Source organism: Pseudonocardia sp. DSM 110487, assembly GCF_019468565.1.
Taxonomy (GTDB): Bacteria; Actinomycetota; Actinomycetes; order Mycobacteriales; family Pseudonocardiaceae; genus Pseudonocardia.
On record NZ_CP080521.1, the window covers coordinates 4,457,865 to 4,478,949 of the forward strand.

Genomic DNA, 21,085 nt, shown 5'->3' on the forward strand with positions numbered 1-21,085 from the left:
GCCATGAACGCCAGTGCTGTCGTCAGAAGCGGTGGCTGACCCAGGACTCGGACCGGGCCGCCCGCGCCAGCTTCCCCAGCACGGTGTTGAACACGTCCAGCTCCTCGGGCGTGAGGAGTGCGGCCCACTCGGATTCGCGCTGGTTGTGCACCCGCAGCGTCGCCTCGAGCCGGCTCGTGCCCTCCGCGCTGAGCGAGAGCACCACGCCGCGGCGGTCGCGCTCGTCGGGGCCGCGCTCCAGGAGGCCTGCGGCGCTCAGCGTCCGCGACAGGCTCGACACCGCCGCGCGGCTCATCCCGGCGAGCTCGGCCGCCCGGCTGGCCTCCTGCGGACCGGCGACCCACAGCGTGAAGAGCAGGCGGAACGCCGACCAGCTCCACCCGGCGGGCCGGTGCACGGTGGACTCGAGGTCGTAGACGACGGTGCTCGTGACCCGGTAGAGCAGCAGCACCATCGCCATGGCGTCGCGGTTCGTCCCCGGCAGCCGCTCCACCGTCCGGTCAGGGGCGATGTCGGCGAAGGAGAGGAACGCGTCGGGGTGCTGGCCCATTGATCGATCGTATGGGGCCTCGTCAGGGACTGTCGCTGAAGTACTCCTCGATCAGCGCGGTGGCCTTCTCCCGCTGGCGGATGCTGATCTCCTCGGCCTGTTCCTCCCAGCCGAAGACGCATGACGAGATCACGCCGTCGAACCCGATCGCGGCCAGCGCGGCGAAGACCTCGTCGAAGTCGACCTCGCCGCGGCCGATCTCGGCGTGCTGGTGCACCCGCACCGTGGAGCCGGGCGGGTTGACGATGTAGCGCAACCCGTTCGAGGCGGTGTGGTCGAGGGTGTCGGCGAGGTGGACGTAGGCGAGCTTCTCGGCGGCGGCCGTGATGATGCCGGTGGCGTCATTGCCCTGGTGGAACGTGTGTGGGGTGCAGTAGAGGAAGGAGATCCAGTCGCGGTTGAGCCCACGCACGAGGTCGAGTGCGGCGTGGCCGTCCTCGATGAAATCGTCGGGGTGGGGTTCGAGCACCAGCTTCACGCCTTCACGCTCGAACACGGGGATGAGCTCGTCCATCGTGCGCAGGAACTGGCTCTCGGCGTGTTCGGCGGCGTCGGGTCGGCCGTTGAACTCGGAGTTCATGGTGTCGACGCCGAGGTCGACGGTGATCTGGATGGCGCGTTTCCAGGCGCGGACGGCGGCCTGGCGTTCGTCCTCGCCGGGGCCCGACCAGCGCAGCACCGGGAGCACGGATGCGATGCCGACGCCGGCGTCGGCGGCGCGTTTGCGCAGCTTGATGACGCCGGCGTCGTCGACGCGGGGATGGCGGAAGAACGGGATGAAGTCCGCCTTCGGTGAGAGTTCCATCCACCCGTAGCCCATGCGGGCCACGACGTCGGGTAGCTCGTGCACCGAGTGCGTGGAGTAGAACATCTGCGGGTCGAGGGCGAGCTTCATCGCTGTCCTCCCGTAGGGCGGCCCGGAGGCTCGGACGCTAGCGAGGCAGACATTCTTATGTCAAGACAAAGTCTGCCTGCTAGGCGGCCCTACGGGAGGTCCGCACGCGGCGGAGCTCCCTACGCTCCGTCTCGGTGGTCCCGCCGAAGATCCCGTGGTCGAGACCGTGGTCGAGGGCGTACTCGAGGCACTCCGCGCGCACCGGGCAGCGGGCGCAGACGGCCTTCGCCCGGGCGGTCTGGCGGGCGCCGGGCCCCATCTCGGTCAGCGGGAAGAACAGCTCCGGGTCCTGGTCCCGGCAGGCGGCACCCTGCCGCCAGTCGTCGAAGTCAGGCATGAGCGTGCCGCCTCCAATCGTGGTGTGGGCGCGCGAGGTGGCCCGCGCGAACACGGTGGGTGGGCGCGCCGCCTCGTGGCGACGCTGGTGGGGGATCGGTCGCGGGCGCGAATCGGCCGCGCGAGAACGATGCACTGTGCAACGCGCGGTCTCAACCGAGTTGTTCCCGTTGGGAATGCGCTATCTCCACCAATCGCCGCGCGGCCGTCACCGCACCGTCGGTTCGCACCGCACCGGCGACGTGTCGAGCGGTCGCCGCCACCTCGGGATCGAGGGGGCGGTCGTCGGGCAGGATCCATGCGCCGGTCTGGAACACGCTCGGGTCTTCCGGGTCTGGCCATGGCGCCAGCGTCGGATCGGCGGCCAGCCACGGCGTCGCGGTGAAGATGTGGCGCCGCACGTCCGTGACGGGTGGGAGGCCCAGCTCGGCCCGACGGGAATTGAGCGCCGCGCTCCACAGGAGATTCCAGCGCTGGGCATCCTCGGCCCAGAGGGTGGCGTTGTCGACGGTTCCGTCGGCCGGTTTCTGTCCCAGAATCCCGTATGTCGGCGGTGCAAGATGCGGGGACGGGAGCGTGATCGGGCAGAAGCTCGCGTACACGTAGCCGATTCCGCGGTGCTCCGCGATCGAGCGGGCGGCGATCGCCAGTGCTCCGCCACCCACGACCAGGTCGCAGCCGTCCGCCGCGGCCGCGACGGCCGCGAACTGGGCCACCACCGTGCCCTCGATCATCTGCTGCCGCTGCTCAGACGTCGGCAGGACCCGTTCGCCCTGCGTGGCGGGACCGCGCAGCTCGGGCCCGACCGGCACGAACGGAATCCCGAGCGACTCCACCCACTCGCGGAAGTCGGGGGGCGCGCACACCACCGCCTCGTGGCCGGCGGCCCGCAGCCGCGTGGCCACCCCCACGATCGGCTGGACCTCGCCGCGCGTCCCGATCGTGGACAGCAATACCCGCATTCGTGCTCCCCGTCATCATGCGCATCGCATTCGTGGAGCGCGATTCTGAGCCCGCCCCTTGGCCTTGCCGCAAGTCCCCCCGTCGGCTATACGTTCCAATGGGGCGGGAACCGATCTGGCACACTTGACGACCCGTGGCCTCTGATCGTTTTGCTCTGGTCGTGCATCCCCGGCGCGACGTGTCCGCCGTGGTGGCCTCCGTCGTGCGATGGGCGCAGCGACACGGCGCCGAGGTGCTGGTGAATTCCGCCGACGCGCACCGGGTCGGCGCCGGGGTGCGCGCCGTCGAGGCCGACGAGCTGGCCCGTACCTGCGACGCGGTGGTGAGCGTCGGTGGCGACGGCACGATGCTCGGCGCGCTGCGACTGGTGGCCGACCGGCCGGTCCCCGTGCTCGGCGTGCACCTGGGCCGGCTGGGCTTCCTCGTCGAGGTGCAGCCCTCCGACCTCGACGTCGCGCTGGACCGCATCGCGGGAGGGGACTTCGTCCTGGAGTCGCACAGCGCCCTGCGGGTGGGTGTCGGCGAGGAGACCCTGATCGCGTTCAACGATCTCGCGCTTGTCCGGCAGCCGGGCCGCGGCTCACTGGCGGCCGCCATGGCCGTCAACGACGTGCGGTACGGCTATTTCCGGTGCGACGCGCTCGTGGTGGCCACCGCGGCCGGATCGTCGGCCTACAGCTACGCCGCGGGCGGGCCGCTGCTGTCGCCGTCCGTGCGGGGGATCGTGGTGACGCCGTCCGCGGCGATGTCGGGCATCTCGCGGTCCCTCGTGCTCAGCGAGGACGACCGGCTGCGGCTCGAGCTGCTCGCCGAGGCAGGGGAGCTGGCGGTCGAGATCGACGGGAACCCGCATCGTGACGCCCGGCCCGGCGACACCCTCGACGTGTCGGTCCAGCCGGACGCGGGCCTTGTCGTGCGGCTCGATCCCGAGGTCCACGCTCGGCGCAGCCGGGTGAAGCTGAGCCTGCTCGACCTGCCGCTACTTCCCGAGCAGCTGCGGGAGCTGCTCCCCGAGGACATGCGCGGCAGGCTCGACGCCGTCAGGACCGGGGATTGAAGGGGTCGGCCACAAGGGGGGCCGGCTTGGAACGCGCCGGCGCGGCGGCGCGCTCCCGGGGACTCGGTTGCTGGAAGGGCGCCCGATCGACCGCCGAAGGACGTGCGGCGGGGATCTCGGCCGCGACCACCTCGGGGACACGTTCCGTCGGGTCGGGCGCCCGCTTCGGCGCTGGGCGACGCCCGTTCGGAACGGCCCGTGCCGCGGTGACGAACGGCGCGAGCGCCTGCTGCAACGCGCTGAGGTGCGACTCCGAGAGGTCGATCTCGTAGTTGTGGCCGTCCAACGAGAACGACACCGTCATCACGGCCTGCGAGCCGTCGATGTCATCAACGAGCCGAGTCATGACGTAGCGCGCCAAGAACGTTCCCATCCAGCGAAGTGGCAGACGGGTCCGACATTACGACACGCCGTCCTTCCCGTTCGGGTGGGTGGGCATCGCCGCCTGGTGTTCTGATGCCCGGTCGCTACGATTCCGCTGTGAAGAACAAGCCGGCGTACGGCATCGAGTCCGTCGACCACGCGCTGCACCTGGCGACGCTGCTGCTGCACGAGGGCCCGCTGCGCGTCACGGACGCTGCCGCACGCCTTGGCGTCGCCCGCTCCACGGCGCACCGGCTGCTCGCGATGCTCGTCTACCGCGACTTCGCCGAGCAGGACGAGGACCGGCGCTACGTCGCGGGGCCCGTGCTGCGCGGGGCGGCAGCCCCGGAGCCGGTCGCCGACCTGCGCAGGCTCGCGCTGCCACATCTCGAGGCGCTGGCGGCCCGTACCGACGAGTCGGTGAACCTGATGGTCGTGGTCGGTGGCCAGGCCCGGTTCGTCGCCAGCGTCGAGTCGCCTCAGATCCTGCGGGTGGGGGACCGGGAGGGGCGCGTGCTGCCCGCCCATCTCGCATCCGGTGGGCGGGCGGTGCTCGCCTGCCTGCCGGAGAGCGAGGTGATGGAGCTGTACGCGGGTTCGGACTCGTCTGACTCGCAGGTGGCGGACGTGCCCGCCCTGCTGCGGGACCTGCGGCGGGTGCGCAAGCAGGGGTTCGCCGTCAACGACCAGGCGACGGAGAACGGCGTGACCGCCATCGGGCAGGCCCTCGCGTGCCCGCGGGGGATGGTGCCCGCGGCCGTGTCGATCGCGATGCCGACGGTGCGGTACCGCCGCGACCGGCTCCCCGAATGGACGAGGGACCTCGCTACGACGGTCACCCGCATCGAGCGGGATCTATCGGATAGTTCTGTGCACCAGAACATCGGCGCCCTCTGAGCGGGACAGCCTTAGCGTGGCGGCATGACCACGACGCTCTCGCCGGTGACGCTGAAGGCGGTCGACGGGCCGGGCCAGCCGCAGCGCACCCCGGCGCTCGAGGACCTCTACCGCGGGTTCGAGCAGGAGCTGCTCGTGCCGCTGTGGACCGAGATCGGCGACCTGATGCCGACCAGCCCGCGCCCCGCCGCGCAGGCGCACCTGTGGCGGTGGCAGAACCTGCTGCGGCTGGCGGAGCGGTCCGGTGACCTGGTGCCGGTCGGCCGCGGCGGCGAACGCCGGGCCATCGCGCTCGCCAACCCCGGGCTCGGCGGCGCCCCGTACGCCACGCCGACGCTGTGGGCGGCGATCCAGTACCTGAACCCGCGCGAGGACGCCCCCGTCCATCGCCACACCCAGCACGCGTTCCGGTTCGTCGTGGAGGGCGAGGGAGTCTGGACCGTCGTCGACGGCGACCCGGTCGCCATGCGCCGCGGCGACTTCCTGCTCACGCCGGGCTGGCGGTTCCACGGGCACCACAACCAGGCCGACCAGCCGATGGCGTGGCTCGACGGGCTCGACATCCCGTTCGTCCACCAGGTCGGCTCGGCGTTCTTCGAGCTGGGCCCGGACGAGGTGTCCGACCGCTCGACACCTGCCCGCTCCCGCGCCGAGCGCCTCTGGGCGCATCCCGGCCTGCGGCCGGTCTCGCAGCCGGGCCCGACCCCGAGCTCGCCGATCGCCGCCTACCGGTGGGAGCACACCGACGCCGCGCTCACCGAGCAGCTCGCCCTCGACGACGAGGGGTACCCCGGCGTGGTGGAGCCGGGGCACGCGGCCGTCCGGTTCACCAACCCGACAACCGGCGGCGACGTCATGCCGACCATTCGCGCCGAGATGCACCGGCTGCGGCCGGGCGCCACCACCGCCACCCGTCGCGAGGTCGGCTCCGCGGTGTGGCAGGTGTTCGACGGCACCGGCACGGTGCGGGTCGGCGAGCGCGAGTGGCAGGTCGGCCGCGGTGACCTCGTCGCCGTCCCGTCCTGGGTGCCGCTGACGATCAGCGCCGGTTCCGGTCTCGACCTGTTCCGCTTCTCCGACACCCCGATCTTCGAGCGCCTCCACGCCGACCGCGTGCAGGTGGAAGGAGCCCCCGCGTGAGGCTGACGACGCTGCGCACCCCCGACGGCACCCGCGCCGGTCGCGTCGACGGCGAGACCGTCGTCGAGATCGACGCCCCCGAGCTGGGCGCGCTGCTCGCCGACCCGGCATGGCGCGAGCGCGCGGCCACGGCGGACGGGCCGTGCCACGCCCTCGCGGGCGCCGACCTGGCGCCGCTGGTGCCGCGCCCCGGGAAGATCTTCTGCGTGGGCCTGAACTACCGCAGCCACATCCTGGAGATGGGCCGGGAGCTGCCGGAGCACCCCACGCTCTTCGCGAAGTTCCCCGAGGCGCTCGTCGGCCCGCACGACGCGGTCTCGCTCGACCCCGCCTCCGAGAAGGTCGACTGGGAGGCCGAGCTCGCCGTGGTCGTCGGCGCCCCGGTGCGGCGGGCCACCGAGGCGGAGGCCGAGGCGGCGATCGCCGGGTTCGCCGTGCTCAACGACGTGACCATGCGCGACTGGCAGTACCGCACGCTGCAGTGGCTGCAGGGCAAGACGTTCGAGGCCACCACGCCGTTCGGGCCGCAGCTGGTCACGCCGGACGAACTGCCCGGTGGCGTGCGGCCGGCCCTCGACCTGACGTGCGCGGTCGACGGCGAGACCGTGCAGACCGCCAACACCTCCGACCTGGTCTTCGACCCGGTCGCGCTGATCGCCTACATCTCGCAGATCGTCACCCTCAACCCGGGCGACGTGATCGCCACCGGAACACCCGGCGGCGTCGGGCACGCCCGCAAGCCCCCGCGCTACCTCTCCGACGGCGCGGTCCTCACCACCGAGATTGACGGACTGGGTACCCAGCGCAACACCGCTCGGGCCGTCGTCCCGGCGCCGGTCTGAGATGGACCCCGATGTGGACGCCGTCGTCGTCGGGGGCGGGATCGGCGGGCTGGGCAGCGCCCTCGCGCTCGCCCGGGCGGGCTTCGCGGTGCGGGTCCTGGAGAAGGAGCCGCAGTTCGGCGAGGTGGGCGCGGGCCTGCAGATGGCCCCGAACGCCACCCGGCTCCTGCGTTCGTGGGACCTCCTGGACGAGGTCGTCGACCTCGGGGTCACGCCGCGCAGGCTGGTGATGCGCGACGCCCTCGACGGCAGCGAGCTCACGCACCTCGACCTCGCCGACACCGCGCGTCGGTACGGCGCCCCGTACGTCGTGATCCACCGCAGCGACCTGCACGCGATCCTCCTGCGGGCCTGCCGCGCGGCCGGCGTCGACCTCGTCACCGATGCCGCCGTCCGCGACGTGGAACTCGCCGCGGACCACGCCGTCGCGGTGGGGGAGCGGCGCCGGGACACCGGCCGCGTCGTCCTCGCCGCCGACGGCCTCGGCTCCCGGCTGCGCGCCCGGCTCAGCGACGACGAGCCGGTCAGCTCCGCCTACGTCGCCTACCGCGGCGCGCTCCCCCTCGCGGACCTGCCCGACACCTCTGGCCTCGCTCTCGACGACGTCGTCGTCTACATCGGACCCGGCTGCCACTTCGTGCAGTACCCGCTGCGCCGCGGCGAGATGTTCAACCAGGTCGCGGTGTTCCGCTCGCCGAAGGCCCTTGCCGGCGATGAGGACTGGGGCACCCCCGACGAGCTCGGCGCCGCCTTCGCCGCCACCTGCGACCGGATCCAGGCGGCGCTGCCGAGCCTGTGGCGCGACCGCTGGTGGCGCATGTACGACCGCGACCCGATCGCCGCCTGGGTCGACGGACGGCTCGCCCTCACCGGCGACGCCGCCCACCCCATGCTGCAGTACCTCGCCCAGGGCGCCTGCCAGGCACTCGAGGACGCCGCCCAGCTCGCCGAGCAGGCCACCAAGGCCCGCACCGCCGACGGCACCGACTGGGACCGAGCCCTGGCCGCGTACGCCGAGATTCGCACCGTCCGCACCGCTCGCGTGCAGCGCACCGCCCGGCAGTGGGGCGACCTGTGGCACTGCGACGGGCTGTTCCGGGCCACCCGCAACGCACTCCTGCGGGACCGGGATCCCGGCGACTACCGCTACATCGACTGGCTCTACGCGGGCTGATCGCGCGCTGAGTGCGGTCGTCGCAGGCTCCGCGGGCGCTGCGAGGACGGCAGCGAGCGCGCCGTAGCTACGCCGACCCGCGCTCGACGATCTCCTTGGCCCGCGCCACCTCCAGCTTGCCGGTCGGGGTCCGGGGCAGCCGCTCGACCAGCACGATCCGGCGCGGCACCTTGTAGCCGGCGAGGGTGCGCCGGACCCAGTCCCGCAGCTCCTGTTCGGCCGGCGCCCCGGGCGTGGCGACGACAGCGGCCACGCTCTCGCCCCACGTCGGGTCGGGCACGCCGACCACGGCGCAGTCGGTGACGTCGGGGTGGGTGAGGAGCGCGTTCTCGACCTCCTGGGGGTGCACCTTCTCCCCGCCGGTGTTGATGACACCGGAGCGGCGGCCGAGGAAGCGGATCGCCCCATCGGTGTCGAGCTGGGCGTGGTCGCCGGGGATGGAGTAGCGCACGCCGTCGATCGTGCGGAAGGTCGTGGCGGTCTTCGCGCTGTCCTTGTAGTAGCCCAGCGGCATCGGCCCATTGTAGGCGAGGACGCCGACCTCGCCGCTGCCGGGTTCGAGGATCCGGTCGTCCGCGCCGATCACCTTCGTAGCGGGCACCGGGAAGAACCGGGAGGGGAGATCGTCCACCGAGCGCGTGATCGCGAACGCGAACGGGCCGCCCTCACTGGAGGCGATGGCGTCGGTGATGGTCACCTGCGCGCGCTCGTGGAAGGCCTGCTTGAGGTGGTCGCTGAACGCGGTGCCCGAGCTGATCATGCCGCGCAGCGAGGAGACGTCGTGCGGCTTGCCCGCCTTCTCGGCGGCGCGCAGTTCGTCGACGAGTGGCTGGCAGACCGCGTTGCCGGCCACGATGATCGTCCCGGCGCGCTGCACCGCGATCGTCTCCCACACGTGACGCGGGTCCAGACCGCCCGGTCGCGCGGTGACGGCCCGGCCGCCGACGAGCAGCGCGCCCATGGTGTTGAACAGGCCCGTCGCGTGCATGAGCGGGACGATCGGCATCGTCGCCGGGGCGCGGCCGGTCGAGCGGGCCGTCACCGCGATCTCCACGGCCTCGTCCAGCGTGGCGGGGAGGGACGTGTGGCCGAGCGGGCCGAAGATCGGCACCGTGAGGCTGTGCAGCAGGTCGGCCTGCCGCCAGATCACGCCCTTCGGCTTGCCGGTGGTGCCGCCGGTGTACATGAAGAGCTGGTCGGAGCCCGGGCGCGGGGTCCGGGGGCGCGGCGGAGTGCCGGCCAGCAGCTCGTCGAGATCACGGGCCTCCGGGCCGCCGCCGGGTCCGGCGCGTACCAGCAGCCGCAGGGTGCGGACGTGCTCCGCGGCGTGCGCGACGTTCTCGGCGAGCGTTCCGCTGAACACCACCGCCGCGGCGTCGGCGTCGGCGAGCAGCTCGCTGAGCTCGTGCCCGGTGTACCGGTAGTTCGCGTTGACCGGGATCGCGCCGATCTTGAACGCGGCGAACACGGTCTCCAGGTACGTGGCGCCGTTGTAGAGGTAGCAGGCGACAGTGTCGCCGGGGCCGACTCCGGCCGCGTCGAGGGCAGCGGCCAGCCGCGAGGCGCGGTCGTCGAACTCCGCGTAGGTGTACTCGCGCCCCGGTTCGGAGATCGCGATCTCGTCCGGGAGGTGCGCGGCCACCGCCTCCCACACCGTGCCGATCGACGCGTCCATCTCAGCCTCCGAGACCGAGCAGCATCCGACCGGGGCCCATTCGACAGAGGCTAGGAACGCGGCCGGGAGGCGGACAGCGTGCAATGACCGATCGCTCTCGGCCCATCGACCGAGCGCGGCCGAGACACTTGACGTGGATCGGCGCGAGCGAGCCGCGGCGGGATGACGGCGCCCGCCGCGCCTGGGCATGCTGGCGGCCGGAAGGCACCGGTGGCGGAAGGAGGTCGGATGCCCGATCGAGGTTCTGCAACCGCCGTACCCGCTGTCGGCTCGGCCCCACCCGTGGACTGGTCGGAGCTCTCCGCGCACGCCCCCGACGGGCTTGCGGTCGTCGACGCCGCCGGGCTGTTCGTGCAGCTGAACGCGGCGGCCATCGCCCTGTGCGAACGCGATGCGGACGACCTCATCGGTATGCCGGCGCCCTTCGAGCTCGCCTGCCCCGCCCCGACCGATGCCGGGGGCCTCCTCGAGGACGAGCCCGCAGAACAGGTGTCGATCTGGGCACCCGTCGCGGGCGTGCGCCGGGAGTTCGCCTACCGGACGCGCCCGCTGCCCGGGCCGGAACGCGCCACCGTCGTGGCGTTCCGCGACGTCACCGCCGAGCGGCACCGGCAGCGGCGGGTGGCGGCGATCGCGCGGACCTCGGCCACGCTCGCGTCCGCCCGGTCGATCACGGCGATGCTCGACGCGGTCGCGCGCGAGGTCGTGCAGGCCGACGCGCTGGCCGCCGTCCAGATCTTCACCTTCGACGGCGCAGGCCGGAACCTGCAGATCATGGGCTCGGCCGGCTTCCGGCGCTGGCCGGACTTCTTCGACCGGCTCATGCGCTGCCGGTCCCGGGGTGCCGCGCTGCGCATGCTCGACGCGCTCGACGGCCGGGAACCCGTTGTGGTGCCCCACCGCTGGGGGATGATCAAGGACGACCCCGCGTGGGAACCGCTGCGGGAGTACCTCAGCGAGCTCGAATGGGACTCGTTCGCGAGCGTGCCGCTGATGCTCCGCGGCCGGGCAGAAGGCGTGCTGAACGCGTTCTTCGCGCCCGGTCAGGTCGTCGGCAGGCCCACGCTGGAGTTCCTGGTGGCGATGGCCGAGCAGGCCGCGGTGGCGGTGGACTACGCCGCGCTGCTGCACGAGGAGCGCGCGCTCGCCCGCCGCGAGGAGCGCCAGCGGCTGGCACGGGACCTGCACGACTCGATCGTCCAGCAGGTGTTCTCGGTCGGGATGCAGGCGAAGTCGCTGAGCGTGCTGGGCGGCCGCGGCGGGCCGGTGGCCGCGGCGACGGTGCAGCGGATCGCCGACGAGATCGAGGATCTGTCGAAGACCGTGCTCGCCGACCTGCGGGCGATGGTGCACGAGCTACGCCCCCCGACGTCGGCCGCTGTCGGGCTCGGGGAAGCCGTTCGCGCGCTCGTCGAGAGCACCGGCAACCGCACCGGCCTGCGGTTCGACCTGCACGTGGGCTCCGGCCTCCCGGACGTGGGCTCCGAGATCGCCGAGGACGCCTACCGCATCGTTGCCGAGGCCATCCACAACGTGGTCAAGCACGCCGAGGCAGGCGCCGTGACCGTCCGCGTCGGGGTGCGGGACCACGTGCTGACGGTGAGCGTCGCCGACGACGGCCGTGGCCTGCGCGCGGCGCGTGCCGCAGCCGCCGGCGGGTCCGACGGGTACGGGCTGACGAGCATGCGAGAACGCGCCGAACGGTGGGGCGGGACGTTGCGGATCCGGCAGCGATCGGCCGCGGGCACGGCCGTGCGTGCCGTCATCCCGCTCCCCGTCTCGGTGCCCCATGAGCGGGCCGGCGAACGAATCGATGTCACAGCGCGGGTCGCCAACTGAGGAGGAATCCCATGCTCGACGGCAGGGTTGCCGTGGTCACCGGGGCCGGGCGCGGCCTCGGCCGCTCCTACGCACGGGCACTCGCCGCGGCGGGCGCGTCCGTGGTGGTCAACGACCTCGACGCGGACGTGGCCGAGGAGACGGTGGCGTCGATCGTCGACGCCGGTGGCAGTGCGGTGGCGGTGGTCGGCGCCGTGGGTGGCTCCGAGATCGCCGACGCGCTCGTCGCCAGGGCCGTCGACGAGTTCGGCCGCCTCGACGTGATGATCACCAACGCCGGTGCACTGCGGGACAGGACGCTGCGCAACACCACGGACGAAGACTTCGACCTGGTGGTGACGAGCCACCTGCGCGGCACCTTCACCTGCGGCCGCGCGGCGGTGCGGCGGTTCCGGGAGCAGGGCGATGGCGGCCGGCTGATCCTGGTCGGGTCGCCTGCCGGGCAGCGGGCGAGCTTCGGCCAGACCGCGTACTCCGCGTCGAAGGGCGCGATCGTCGCGATGATGCGCACCTGGGCCGTGGAGCACGCGAAGATCGGCGTGACGGTCAACGCGATCGTCCCGACCGCCCTGACCCGCATGGTGGCGACCATCCCCGGCCTCGGCGAGCTCGTCGAGAAGGCCGACCGCGGCGAGCCCGTGCCCGAGCAGGTCCGGCGGAAGGGACTCGGCACACCCGACGACGTCGCGCCGCTGGTCGTGTACCTGGCCTCGGCGGATTCGTCCGGTGTGACCGGCCAGGCGATCGCCGTGGGCGGTGACCGCATCGCCCTGTGGACCCACCCCGACCAGGTCGCCGAGCAGCTGCGATCGGGCGGCTGGACCCCGGAGGCGGTCCGCGACCTGTTCGCCACCGAGCTCAAGAGCGAGCTGCGGGACTACCTGCCTGCCCCGCTCGACACGGGCGGGAACTGACATGGCCGCCATCGTGGTCAACGGCATCAAGGGCGTGGCGACGATCCTCGTGCGGCACCTGATCTGATCCGGTGCTCGTGTCATATGACGTACGGGGTCCGATGACGGAGTGCCGGGACGAGACCGGTCATGCGCGCGATGGCCTGCCGTTCCCCGCCGTCTAGCGTCGGTGCGATGTTGCTCGGCACCGCACCTCTCGTCCCGGTCGGCGCGCGATGACCGCGCTGCGGGTGCTCGTCGTCGACGACCACTCGGTCGTCCGGCGCGGTGTCGTCTCCTACCTCGACGTCCTCGACGACGTCGACGTTGCCGGCGAGGCCGCCGACGGCAGGGACGCCCTCGAGAAGCTGGACGCCCTGAGCTCGGCCGGGACGCTCCCGGACGTGGTGCTCATGGACCTGCAGATGCCCCGCATGGACGGGGTGGCCGCCACCGGGGAGATCGTGCGGCGGTTCCCGTCGGTCCGGGTGGTGATCCTGACCAGCTTCGGGGAGAACGAGCGCGTCCACGCCGCGCTGCAGCAGGGCGCATCCGGTTACCTGCTCAAGGACGCCGGGGCGGCCGAGGTCGCCTCCGCGCTGTACGCGGCGGCACGGGACGAGGTGTATCTCGACGCCGCCGTCGGGCGGCGCCTCGCCCAGGAGATCCGCGGGCCGCGCAGTGGGCTGGGCGCCCTCACGTCCCGGGAGCGGGAGATCCTCGTCCTCGTGGCCGCCGGCATGTCCAACAAGGAGATCGCGTCGGAGCTCGTGATCAGCGAGCGCACGGCCCGCACGCACGTGAGCAACGTGCTGGGGAAGCTGAACCTGACCTCGCGCACCCAGGCCGCGCTCGTCGCCGTCCGGGAGGGCCTTGTCGAGCCGGGTTGAATCATCGTGGGGGCTGCGCACCGACCTACAGGACACTGCCTAGAGCACTCGGTGGGCTATGACGCTCGCCGGGCGAGCGTGACCAGCAGGCCCGGGTGTTCGGTGTCGATTCGCAGCTCGATCGTCCGGGAGGTGTCGAGGACGAAATCGGGCGTCGCGACGACGTGCTGCACCGCACCGTCGTCGGTGAGCGCGGAATCGGGTGGGATGCAGGACCGGAGGTCCGGGTTGTCGCCGTCGAGGTTCAGATCGGCACCGACCACCACCGACGCCGCCCCGTTCCGCGCGCGCATCCCGCCGATGACCGTGTCGAACAGGTACCGGCACTGCCCGGACGCGACCTCGCGCTTGGTGTAGGCGAGGTGCGTGGTGCAGACGCCGAGCGCAGGGGTGGCTGCGACGTCCAGGCACAGCCAGGCCCGCTCCTCGGGGTCGTCCTCGTCCTGCACCGGGTAGATCCCGCCGGCCGGGGCGGTCCCGGACACCGCGCGCCACCGGGACACGATGCCGATTCCGTACTGCTCGCCGTTGGCGCAGCGGTACCCCTCGCCCGTGTTGCGGTCGCGCGCCGCCTGGAACGCGGACACGGCCTTGCCGCCCGGCACCGCGCGGGCGAGCGCACGCTCGAGCGGCCGCAGGTCGTCCTCACAGATCTCGTTCAAGGTGACCAGGTCGGGCGACTCCGCACGGATCACCGCGGCGGCCTCCTCGATGGACCGGCCGGCCGAATAGCACGCCGCGATGCCGCTGTTGCACAGGTTGAGCTGCAGCACCCGCACCTGCGACGTCGTGAGCTGGGCGGCAGGCGTCCCACCGGCCGCGCTCAGCCCCGTCGTCACACCGGTGCACGCCGCGAGCCCGACGAGCAGGCAGCAGGCGATCGCCATCCGTAGCCCCTGGTACGACCCTCTCACCCACACTCTGCCGACACGGGGCTCGTGGTCGCGGGGTTCACCCGATCTACTGGAGGACCACCGTCTTCGTCCCGTTGAGGGCCACGCGGTTCTCCGTGTGCCAGCGGACGGCGCGGGCAAGGGCCCGGCATTCGACCTCCCGGCCGTGGGCGGCGAACTCGTCTGCGCTCATCGTGTGGTCGACGCGCATGAGCTCCTGCTCGATGATCGGGCCCTCGTCCAGGTCGCCGGTGACGTAGTGGGCGGTGGCACCGATGACCTTGACCCCCCGGGCGTGGGCCTGGTGGTAGGGGCGGGCGCCCTTGAAGCTGGGCAGCATCGAGTGGTGGATGTTGATCGCCCGGCCTTCGAGCTGCTTGCAGGTCTCGTCGGACAGGATCTGCATGTAGCGGGCGAGCACCACCAGGTCGACGCGTTCGGTGCGGACCAGCTCGAGCAGGGCCGCCTCGGCCTCCGCCTTGGTGTCGGGGGTGACCGGGATGTGGCGGAACGGGACGTCGTAGTTGTCGGCGAGACGGCCGAGGTCGGGGTGGTTGGACACCACGGCGACGACGTCGAGGTTGAGCTCGCCGACCGAGGTGCGGAACAGCAGGTCGTTGAGGCAGTGCGCGAACCTGCTGACCATGATGATCACGCGCTGGTGCTCGGAGGCGTCGACCATGCGCCACGTCATCCCGAACCGGACGGAGACGTCGGAGAAGTCGCCGCGGAGCTGGTCGACGTCGAGCGTGGCGCCGTCCGCGCGGGCGAACTGGACCCGCATGAAGAAGGTGCCGCTGTCGGGATCCTCGAACTGCTGGCTCTCCCGGATCGTGCACCCGTGCTGGACGAGGAAGCCGGACACCGCGTGCACGATGCCGAGCGTGTCGGGGCAGGACAGCGTCAGCACGCAGTGCTGCCCGACACCGGGCTGTCCCGGCCGGTCCGGGGTCACGCCGCCTCCAGGCGGGCGAGCCACTCCTTGCGCCATGTCTGCGTCTTCTCCAGCTCGTTGAATGTGAAGACGTGGAAGCCTGCCAGGTTGCTGCCGGGCTGCCCGACGCCGGGGGTGAGCCGCTTGACGAGCCGGTTGGGGCTGTAGCCGCCCGGCAGGAAGAACCGCCACAGCATGCTCTGCTGCTTCTTGAGGAAGCGGGCGGACTGGCCGAGGCCGAGCCCCGCCGTGATGCGCACGAGCTTCTGCCTGCTGACGGCGCCCGGGATGCCGACGCGGACGGGCAGGGCGACGCCGCGGGCCTGGATGCCGCGGGCCCAGTTCATCGTGGTGTCGGCGTGGAAGCAGAGCTGGGTGATGACCTGGGTGGCGTGCGGCGCCTTCTGCTCGATGGCCTTGTCGATCAGGTCGTCGGGGATGTGCCCGTGACCTTCGGGGTAGCCGCCGATGCCGACGGTCGTGAACGGGTGCCCGATCTCGTCGAGGCGTCGCAGGAGGCTCAGCGCGTCGGGGAAGGTGCCGGCCGGTTCCGCCGCGTCGCCGCCGATCACGAAGACGCTGCGGACGCCCGCCTCGCGCAGCTGCGCGACGATGTCGGTGAGGTGGGCGTCGTCGCGGACGAGCCGGGCCGCGAGGTGCGGCGCCGCTGTGTACCCGTGGCGGGACAGGCGCACGGCGAGGTCGATCGTGGGGCCGAGGCCCTTCACCTCGGTCGTGGTGACGGTCAGGGCCACGTCCAGGGGGACGTGCTCGAGCACGGCCGCCTCGGTCTTCTTGAACGGGAGCACCTCGTAGCTGGTGTTCCGCAACGCCCGGACCAGCGCCTCCCGCCGCGAGACGGGAGCGCTGGTCGTCTGGTTGGGCTCGGCTCGGTCGTTCGTTGCTCGGTCGTTCGTTTCTGTCGACATCATTTCCCCCGGTACTCGTCGCGGGCGAACTGCACGTACGGGACCGGGGCGACGGTGGCCCGGATCCTCGAGAGGCGGTGGTCCTCGACCTGCGGCTTGGCGGAGTTCGGCTCCTCGCCCCATAGCACGACGACCTCGGTGCCCGGAGCGCTGTGGGCGACGTCGACGGTGGCGAGCGAGACCATGGCGCGCTCGTTGGCGAGGTAGCCGCAGTCGAGGGAGACGCCCACCTGTTCGTCCGCTCGATCACCGCCTGCCAGTACCTTGTCCTGCTGGTGCAGGGCGTAGCGCGCCTTCGGCAGGTCGATGTGCTTGGCGCCCGGGCCGGGGGTGAACAGCGAGCCGATCGCCGCGGCGACGTCGTCGGGATTCCACACCAGGGTGACCTTCCGGCGCGGCGGGGCCTCGGCGATCCGTTCCAGGGCGGCGCGGCCGACGAAGTCGTGGTCGAAGCGGACGTTGCGCTCGTAGCCGATGTCGTAGGGCGTGAGGTAGTAGTCGGCGATGTTGCTGGAGTCGACGCTGCCGCCGAGCGATCCGACGGCGGCGGCAGGGAGCCAGTCGCGGTAGGCCGCGAGCCGCGAGTCGTCCGCGGCGAAGATCGCCGGAAGGGGCGCTGGTACCCAGCCGGACTCCAGGTTGGCCGTCGAGTAGGCCTTCGCGCCCGCCCGGACGAGCCCGTGGTCCGCCCCGGCCGCGAGCAGGGTCGCGAGCACGGCCTCGCCGTCGGCCCACGGCCCGAACAGCTCGAAGCCGGGCTGGCCCGCCATGCCGTGGCGCAGCCCGCGGACCCGGCGGCCTGCGATCGTGAACTCGGCCATGTGGAAGAACTTCGTCGCGGGAAGCGGAGCTCCGGTGGCCTGCTCGATGACGGCGGCGGCGGTCGGCCCCTGCAGCTCGTAGCGGTAGAGCGTCGGCGGCCCGGTGCGGACGGCGGAGTTGCCGTCGCGCTCCGCGGTCGCTTTGTAGTCGCCGGTCTCGATGTGGAACTGGACCCAGTCGATCACCATGGGGTGCCCGACCAGGTCGTAGTGCGACTCCTCCAGGTGGAAGAGGATGGCGTCGCCGATCAGGTGGCCGTCCGCGTTGACGGCGACGAACTGCTTGGCCCGGTTCACCCCGAAGTTCGCGAATGTGTTGACGCCCAGGTCGCTGAGCAGGCGAAGCGCGTCCGGTCCCTCGATGAACAGGTCGGTCATGTGGTGGGACTGGTCGAGCAGCGCACACGTCCGTGCCCACGCCCGCTGCTCGGAGCGCCAGTTCGTGAACTCCGGCGCGATCGGGAACGTGTGGGCCGGCGTCGCGGCGTTCCGCAGCAGGTCGACCGCGTTGCCGGCGCGCGCGATCGCGGCAGCGAGGCTCTCGGGGGGCACGTGGTCGACGGTAGAAAGCGCGGCCCCGGTCCTCATCGCGCGGATGACGGCATCGAGGGGGCGGTCCGTCCAGGGGGAACCAGGACAGATGACGTTGGCCGCGGGATGTGGCCTAAGGTGACCCTTACCCAGGAGCGCCCTGAACAACTCAGGCCTACTGCGCGGCGCCCAGGCGGCGCCCTCGCCGCGTTGGACGATCGCCCCGATACAACCCCGGTATCGGCGCGATCGTCCGCCTTGCGAGGACACCACCTGGACGCCGCTCGCTACGGCCCGAGTTGTTCAGGACCCTCCTAGCTCGGCCTGACGGGAGATCTTGTGCGAGTCGTGGCGTTCGGTTACATGACCTGGGGTCGGCGCACCATCGAGGCGGTGCTCGAGGCCGGTCACGAGGTGCCCCTGATCGTCACCCACCCCGACGGCGACAACGCCTACGAGAAGATCTTCAACGAGTCGGTTGCCGAGCTCGCCGCCGACCGCGGCATCCCGCTCATGGTCCGCAACCGCGCCGGGGACGCGGAGACGCGCGAGGCCGTCGCCGCGGCCGGTGCCGATGTCATGGTGGTCTCCAACTGGCGCACGTGGCTGCCCCCCGAGGTGTTCTCCGCCCCGCGGCTGGGCACGGTGAACGTCCACGACGCGCTGCTGCCCGCCTACGCCGGCTTCGCCCCGCTGAACTGGGCGCTGATCAACGACGAGCCCGAGGTCGGGGTCACCGCGCACAGGATGAACGGTGACTTCGACGCGGGCGACATCATCCTGCAGTGGTCCACACCCGTCTCGGACGACGACACGATCGTCGACCTGTTCGACCGCACTCTCGCGATGTTCGGCCCGATCACCGTCGAGGCCCTCGACCTGGTGGCGTCCGGCCGCCGGGAACCGACGCCGCAGGACCGCGCGAAGGCCTCGTACTTCCACCGCCGCGGCGACGAGGACAACCGCATCGACTGGACATGGCCTGCGCGCGACATCTTCAACCTCGTGCGGGCGCAGGTCGACCCGTACCCGAACGCCTACTGCTTCTACCGCGGGGAGCGGCTGCGGCTGCTGCGCGCCCGCGTCACCGACGACGCGATCGGCGGCACGCCGGGGCGGATCGTGATCCGGCGGGGGAGCGGGGTCGTGATCGTCGCCGGGCCCGACGCGCGGCGCGGACGCAACCCCGGCCTGCTGATCGAACGCGTGCGCACCGACGACGGCAGTGAGTTCGACGCCGCCGAGTACTTCCCCCACATGGGCGGCTACCTCACCTCGCACCCTCCGAGAGACGACGCATGACCTTCCGTCGGACGTCCTGCCTCGCCGCGGTGGCGCTCGCGCTCGTCACCGCCGGGCGGGCAGCCGGACGTGCAGAGCCGTCGCGCCGGGGCGGGAGTCGATCGTGATCGTTCCGCCGTGGCGCTCGACGACGATGCGCCGCGCGATGTCGAGGCCGAGGCCCGTGCCCTTGCCGACGTCCTTGGTCGAGAAGAACGCGTCGAACGCGCGTTCCGCCACCTGGGGCGACATTCCCGACCCGGTATCGGCGATCGACACCGACACGGCATCGCCGTCACGGCCCACCGTCACCCGCAGCGTGCCGGCGCCGTCCATCGCGTCGAGCGCGTTGTCGATCAGGTTGGTCCAGACCTGGTTCAGCTCGCTCGCGTAGGCGTCGATCGGCGGCACGTCGGACCCGTAGTCGCGGACGATCGCGATGCCGCCACCCAGCTTGTGGGCGAGCATCGCCAGCGTGCTGTCGACGCCGCCTGCGACGTCGACGCGTTGCATCGACGCGCGATCCATCTGCGAGTACGACTTGACGGTGGCGACCAGCTCGGAGATCCGCGCGGTCGACTCCTTGAGCTCGGTGAGCAACGCGGTGGCGGACAGGGTGCTCGCCACCCACTCCATGGCCGGGCCGAGCGCGGCCCCGTCGATGACGGTGCCCGCCCGCTCGCACCAGCCGACGTCGACGCCCGCGGCGGCCAGTGCCGGGGCGAGGAGCCACCCGCGTTCGACGCCGTGGCCGGTGAGCCACGACTCGAGGTCGTCCTCCAGGTCGGCGACGGCGAGCGGGTTCGAGACGACTTGCCGGGACCCGATCTCGCCGCGTAGGGCGTCGAGTGCCACGAACTGCCGGGCCGAGATCTCGTTCCGGGCGAGGAGGCCCAGCGACGACAGCAGGGTCCGGCAGGTCTCCTCGAGCTCGTCGATCGCCCTCGTGGCGGCCGCGGCCGGGTTGTTGATCTGGTGGGCGATGCCCGCGGCCAGCGTGCCGAGTGCGACGAGCGACTGGCGTTGACGCGCGGTCGACTCGATCGAGCGTGCCGTGTGGTACAGCCCGCTGATCAGGTGGCTTCCGAACGGGAACCAGGCGCTCGACAGCGCAGCCAGTGCCGCCGCGGGTACCCGGAGCACCCGCCCGTCGACCTTTCCGCGCCCGGTCGCCAGGTAGACGCCGCGCTCGTCCCATGCGCGGAATCCGCCCGCCCACCTTCCGGGAACGTCCATCCGGCCGACCACGGTCTCCTCGCGGTCGAAGGTACGGCTCAGCTCGATCGCGCCGTCCACGAGCGCCCACCAGAAGACCGCAGGCTCGCCCTCGTGGAACAGCTCGACACCGGATTCGATCGGGACGACCGTGGCGGCCGCGATCAACTGCGCGATCTGGCCGTCGGACAGGTCGCCGAACAGCGGCAGCGATCTGAGGTCCTCGACGCGGATCACAGGGTCGTTCTCATCGGATCTTGATAGCTCACGTCTATGCGCCTCGCCCTCGGCACAGCCGACGTTACGCCGGCTGGTCGACCCGGTCCCGGGCTGCCGCCTGGGCGTTCGGCCGGTGGGGTCAGCCGCGGGTGCTCCCTACTCGGACCACAGGACCCGCAGCACATCGACGCGCCGCTGGTCCTCGAGGACGAGGTAGGTGACCATGCCTCTGCCATTCGGTCCGAAGACGAGTTGCCGCATGGCCCCGTCCGGATTGCTCATGTTGTAAGGATCGCCGCTCCACGGAGCCAACTCGAGCACGTCGATCACCTGCGCATAGTGGTCAAGCGCTTCGTTCGGCAGGGCAGCGATCTGCTCGATCGCTTCCTCGTATGTCCTGAGGACGTACAACTATCGGCCGAGCCTCTGATTGATGAGCGCCCTCAAATCGTCCGCGCTCGCACTCGGGAGGTTCTCGCCGGCACGGAGGCGTGCAGCGGTGGCGAGCATGCGGCGATGGGCCTGGGGATCGGCTTGGGTGCTCCGTGCGATCCGTCGCCATCGCTCGAGTGTGTCGAAGACCTCGGTGAGGTCCAGCGTTTCAGCCGCGCGCGCCAAGGCAGTGCGCCACTCCCTGTCGAAGTCTCCGACCTCTTCAGGCAGCAGCACGGCCCGAATCGCACGGGGCGTGGTCGCGGGGGGACCGTCGTGGTGCCCGGCGCCTGCGGGTGCGGTCACGTGCTCACCA

22 protein-coding genes are annotated in these 21,085 nt (G+C 71.9%); 9 read left to right on the forward strand and 13 right to left on the reverse strand.

Going from position 1 to position 21,085, the window contains the following annotated elements; genetic code table 11:
• Positions 1-22: 22 nt before the first annotated feature.
• From K1T35_RS20740 to K1T35_RS20755, 4 genes are all read right to left on the reverse strand, one after another.
• Positions 23-550, reverse strand: a complete 528-nt coding sequence (locus K1T35_RS20740; protein WP_220261771.1) for a MarR family winged helix-turn-helix transcriptional regulator — start codon at positions 548-550, stop codon at positions 23-25.
• A gap of 22 nt (positions 551-572) precedes the next feature.
• Entirely contained in the window at positions 573-1,445 is an 873-nt protein-coding gene (locus tag K1T35_RS20745) for a sugar phosphate isomerase/epimerase (protein ID WP_220261772.1), read from the reverse strand.
• A 79-nt stretch (positions 1,446-1,524) separates the two neighbouring features.
• The gene (locus tag K1T35_RS20750) at positions 1,525-1,782 is read right to left on the reverse strand and encodes a WhiB family transcriptional regulator (protein ID WP_220261773.1); all 258 of its coding nucleotides are present in this window, start codon (positions 1,780-1,782) and stop codon (positions 1,525-1,527) included.
• A gap of 151 nt (positions 1,783-1,933) precedes the next feature.
• Positions 1,934-2,743, reverse strand: coding sequence for a glycosyltransferase (locus K1T35_RS20755; RefSeq protein ID WP_220261774.1), 810 nt, complete (start codon positions 2,741-2,743; stop codon positions 1,934-1,936).
• Between the two features lie 161 nt (positions 2,744-2,904).
• On the opposite strand from K1T35_RS20755, the gene K1T35_RS20760 reads away from it, so the two are divergent.
• The gene (locus K1T35_RS20760) at positions 2,905-3,801 is read left to right on the forward strand and encodes an NAD(+)/NADH kinase (RefSeq protein ID WP_255622368.1); all 897 of its coding nucleotides are present in this window, start codon (positions 2,905-2,907) and stop codon (positions 3,799-3,801) included.
• Here K1T35_RS20760 and K1T35_RS20765 read toward each other — a convergent pair.
• A complete protein-coding gene (locus K1T35_RS20765) occupies positions 3,785-4,174 on the reverse strand; it encodes a histone-like nucleoid-structuring protein Lsr2 (RefSeq protein WP_220261776.1) in 390 nt (129 codons plus the stop codon). The two genes, K1T35_RS20760 and K1T35_RS20765, sit on opposite strands and share 17 nt — an antisense overlap.
• Before the next feature lie 107 nt (positions 4,175-4,281).
• Between K1T35_RS20765 and K1T35_RS20770 the strand changes: the two genes are divergently transcribed.
• Genes K1T35_RS20770 through K1T35_RS20785 form a run of 4 tightly spaced genes read left to right on the forward strand, consistent with a single transcriptional unit; the run spans position 4,282 to position 8,217 of the window.
• Entirely contained in the window at positions 4,282-5,061 is a 780-nt protein-coding gene (locus K1T35_RS20770) for an IclR family transcriptional regulator (protein ID WP_220261777.1), read from the forward strand.
• A gap of 24 nt (positions 5,062-5,085) precedes the next feature.
• Positions 5,086-6,201 carry a cupin domain-containing protein gene (locus tag K1T35_RS20775; RefSeq protein ID WP_220261778.1) on the forward strand — a complete coding sequence of 372 codons (1,116 nt, stop codon included), beginning with the start codon at positions 5,086-5,088 and terminating at the stop codon, positions 6,199-6,201.
• Positions 6,198-7,043, forward strand: a complete 846-nt coding sequence (locus K1T35_RS20780; protein WP_220261779.1) for a fumarylacetoacetate hydrolase family protein — start codon at positions 6,198-6,200, stop codon at positions 7,041-7,043. Before K1T35_RS20775 ends, K1T35_RS20780 begins: the two co-directional genes overlap by 4 nt.
• A gap of 1 nt (position 7,044) precedes the next feature.
• Entirely contained in the window at positions 7,045-8,217 is a 1,173-nt protein-coding gene (locus tag K1T35_RS20785) for an FAD-dependent monooxygenase (protein WP_220261780.1), read from the forward strand.
• Positions 8,218-8,284: 67 nt separating this feature from the next.
• Here K1T35_RS20785 and K1T35_RS20790 read toward each other — a convergent pair whose 3' ends face one another.
• Entirely contained in the window at positions 8,285-9,892 is a 1,608-nt protein-coding gene (locus tag K1T35_RS20790; protein WP_220261781.1) for an AMP-binding protein, read from the reverse strand.
• A 228-nt stretch (positions 9,893-10,120) separates the two neighbouring features.
• On the opposite strand from K1T35_RS20790, the gene K1T35_RS20795 reads away from it, so the two are divergent.
• From K1T35_RS20795 to K1T35_RS20805, 3 genes are all read left to right on the forward strand, one after another.
• Entirely contained in the window at positions 10,121-11,731 is a 1,611-nt protein-coding gene (locus K1T35_RS20795; RefSeq protein ID WP_220261782.1) for a GAF domain-containing sensor histidine kinase, read from the forward strand.
• An 11-nt stretch (positions 11,732-11,742) separates the two neighbouring features.
• Positions 11,743-12,645 (forward strand): SDR family NAD(P)-dependent oxidoreductase, encoded by a 903-nt coding sequence (locus K1T35_RS20800; protein WP_220261783.1) that lies wholly within the window; start codon positions 11,743-11,745, stop codon positions 12,643-12,645.
• Positions 12,646-12,860: 215 nt separating this feature from the next.
• Entirely contained in the window at positions 12,861-13,514 is a 654-nt protein-coding gene (locus K1T35_RS20805; protein ID WP_220261784.1) for a response regulator transcription factor, read from the forward strand.
• A gap of 56 nt (positions 13,515-13,570) precedes the next feature.
• Here K1T35_RS20805 and K1T35_RS20810 read toward each other — a convergent pair whose 3' ends face one another.
• From K1T35_RS20810 to K1T35_RS20825, 4 genes are all read right to left on the reverse strand, one after another.
• A complete protein-coding gene (locus tag K1T35_RS20810) occupies positions 13,571-14,401 on the reverse strand; it encodes an endonuclease/exonuclease/phosphatase family protein (protein ID WP_220261785.1) in 831 nt (276 codons plus the stop codon).
• A gap of 73 nt (positions 14,402-14,474) precedes the next feature.
• Positions 14,475-15,362 carry a formyltetrahydrofolate deformylase gene (purU, locus tag K1T35_RS20815; RefSeq protein WP_255622369.1) on the reverse strand — a complete coding sequence of 296 codons (888 nt, stop codon included), beginning with the start codon at positions 15,360-15,362 and terminating at the stop codon, positions 14,475-14,477.
• On the reverse strand, positions 15,359-16,273 hold the full coding sequence (locus tag K1T35_RS20820; protein WP_255622370.1) for a methylenetetrahydrofolate reductase: 915 nt from the start codon (positions 16,271-16,273) through the stop codon (positions 15,359-15,361). Before K1T35_RS20820 ends, purU begins: the two co-directional genes overlap by 4 nt.
• A complete protein-coding gene (locus K1T35_RS20825) occupies positions 16,270-17,643 on the reverse strand; it encodes an aminomethyl transferase family protein (RefSeq protein WP_220261787.1) in 1,374 nt (457 codons plus the stop codon). Before K1T35_RS20825 ends, K1T35_RS20820 begins: the two co-directional genes overlap by 4 nt.
• A 318-nt stretch (positions 17,644-17,961) precedes the next feature.
• Here K1T35_RS20825 and K1T35_RS20830 point away from each other — a divergent pair, with 318 nt between their 5' ends.
• Positions 17,962-18,924: a methionyl-tRNA formyltransferase gene (locus K1T35_RS20830; RefSeq protein ID WP_220261788.1), complete on the forward strand. Its 963-nt coding sequence runs from the start codon at positions 17,962-17,964 to the stop codon at positions 18,922-18,924.
• Positions 18,925-18,969: 45 nt separating this feature from the next.
• On the opposite strand, the gene K1T35_RS20835 is transcribed toward K1T35_RS20830, so the two are convergent.
• The 3 genes from K1T35_RS20835 to K1T35_RS20845 all read right to left on the reverse strand — a co-directional run bounded on the left by K1T35_RS20835 (position 18,970) and on the right by K1T35_RS20845 (position 21,075).
• Positions 18,970-20,355 (reverse strand): ATP-binding protein, encoded by a 1,386-nt coding sequence (locus tag K1T35_RS20835; RefSeq protein WP_220261789.1) that lies wholly within the window; start codon positions 20,353-20,355, stop codon positions 18,970-18,972.
• Positions 20,356-20,493: 138 nt separating this feature from the next.
• The gene (locus K1T35_RS20840; RefSeq protein WP_220261790.1) at positions 20,494-20,748 is read right to left on the reverse strand and encodes a hypothetical protein; all 255 of its coding nucleotides are present in this window, start codon (positions 20,746-20,748) and stop codon (positions 20,494-20,496) included.
• On the reverse strand, positions 20,749-21,075 hold the full coding sequence (locus tag K1T35_RS20845; RefSeq protein ID WP_220261791.1) for a DUF6247 family protein: 327 nt from the start codon (positions 21,073-21,075) through the stop codon (positions 20,749-20,751).
• Positions 21,076-21,085 lie beyond the last annotated feature (10 nt).

Bases quoted from the DNA above. Each gene is read 5' to 3' on its own strand.
- K1T35_RS20755 (WP_220261774.1), bottom strand. From the start codon at position 2,743: ATGCGGGTATTGCTGTCCACGATCGGGACGCGCGGCGAGGTCCAGCCG.
- K1T35_RS20740 (WP_220261771.1), bottom strand. From the start codon at position 550: ATGGGCCAGCACCCCGACGCGTTCCTCTCCTTCGCCGACATCGCCCCT.
- K1T35_RS20805 (WP_220261784.1), top strand. From the start codon at position 12,861: ATGACCGCGCTGCGGGTGCTCGTCGTCGACGACCACTCGGTCGTCCGG.
- K1T35_RS20790 (WP_220261781.1), bottom strand. From the start codon at position 9,892: ATGGACGCGTCGATCGGCACGGTGTGGGAGGCGGTGGCCGCGCACCTC.
- K1T35_RS20785 (WP_220261780.1), top strand. From the start codon at position 7,045: ATGGACCCCGATGTGGACGCCGTCGTCGTCGGGGGCGGGATCGGCGGG.
- K1T35_RS20765 (WP_220261776.1), bottom strand. From the start codon at position 4,174: ATGGGAACGTTCTTGGCGCGCTACGTCATGACTCGGCTCGTTGATGAC.
- K1T35_RS20795 (WP_220261782.1), top strand. From the start codon at position 10,121: ATGCCCGATCGAGGTTCTGCAACCGCCGTACCCGCTGTCGGCTCGGCC.
- K1T35_RS20750 (WP_220261773.1), bottom strand. From the start codon at position 1,782: ATGCCTGACTTCGACGACTGGCGGCAGGGTGCCGCCTGCCGGGACCAG.
- K1T35_RS20820 (WP_255622370.1), bottom strand. From the start codon at position 16,273: ATGATGTCGACAGAAACGAACGACCGAGCAACGAACGACCGAGCCGAG.
- K1T35_RS20745 (WP_220261772.1), bottom strand. From the start codon at position 1,445: ATGAAGCTCGCCCTCGACCCGCAGATGTTCTACTCCACGCACTCGGTG.
- K1T35_RS20810 (WP_220261785.1), bottom strand. From the start codon at position 14,401: ATGGCGATCGCCTGCTGCCTGCTCGTCGGGCTCGCGGCGTGCACCGGT.
- K1T35_RS20800 (WP_220261783.1), top strand. From the start codon at position 11,743: ATGCTCGACGGCAGGGTTGCCGTGGTCACCGGGGCCGGGCGCGGCCTC.
- K1T35_RS20775 (WP_220261778.1), top strand. From the start codon at position 5,086: ATGACCACGACGCTCTCGCCGGTGACGCTGAAGGCGGTCGACGGGCCG.